Here is a 1,030-nt window from a genome sequence, read left to right on the forward strand (position 1 = left end):
AACGTGAGTTCGGGATAAGAATAAATAAATTTATGATACAAAAAAGCAGAAAAATTAGTATATTTAAGGTATTGAAATTCAAATATTTAACTAAAATTTCTGCTATGATTTCTGATGATAAAATTACAACTATTTATTACATTGTTGATGAGTTTTTTAAAGAATTTAATAGTGTTCTGAAAGATTATGCTCTGAAAGATCCGAAAATTAAGATCCGAAACCGAACATCTGCCCTGTCTCAAAGTGAAGTAATGACTATTATGATCCTGTTTCATTACGGTGCATTCAAAAACCTCAAGCACTTTTACCAGGGCTACGTGCAAAGACATATGAAGAAAGAATTCCCCGTAACAGTTTCCTACAATCGTTTTGTAGAACTCCAAAAGAAAGTGAATGTTCCCATGGCTGTTTTTGTGAAAATGATGTGTCTGGGAAAATGTACAGGTATTTCTTTTATCGACTCCACGCCAATCAGAGCGTGCCATATAAAAAGAGAAAAACAGCATAAAACCTTTAAAAACATTGCCCAAAAAGGACAATGTTCTCTGGGGTGGTTTTATGGATTTAAACTTCATTTGATTATTAATGACAGAGGAGAAGTTTTAGATTTTATCCTAACAACAGGAAATGTAGATGACCGAGAACCACTGAAAAGTATGGATTTGCATAAATGGATTTTTGGAAAACTATTTGGTGACAAAGGTTATATTGGGAAGGATTTGTTTGAACAGCTTTTTATTGATGGAGTTCATCTCATCACGAAAATAAAGAAGAATATGAAAAATTCTTTGATGCTTTTACAAGACAAAATTATGCTCAGAAAAAGAGCTTTGATAGAGTCTGTAAACGATGAACTCAAGAATATTTGTCAAATAGAACATACCCGTCACAGAAGTTTTGATAACTTTATTCTGAATATTTTGTCGGCTTTAGCAGCTTATTCGTTCTTTGATAAAAAACCATCAATAAACACCAAGGGCGACATTATTGATCAAGATAGATTGATTGCGGCTTAAATCGAACTCACGTT

General features: G+C 32.5%; 1 protein-coding gene. It reads left to right on the forward strand.

The window, feature by feature from the left end; genetic code table 11:
* Positions 1-104: 104 nt before the first annotated feature.
* A complete protein-coding gene (locus AC0NBN_RS16745; RefSeq protein ID WP_160813885.1) occupies positions 105-1,016 on the forward strand; it encodes an IS982 family transposase in 912 nt (303 codons plus the stop codon).
* Positions 1,017-1,030: the final 14 nt, after the last annotated feature.

The organism is Chryseobacterium sp. L12, assembly GCF_056133985.1.

Coding starts and splice junctions, on each gene's coding strand:
- AC0NBN_RS16745 (WP_160813885.1), top strand. CDS start 105: ATGATTTCTGATGATAAAATTACAACTATTTATTACATTGTTGATGAG.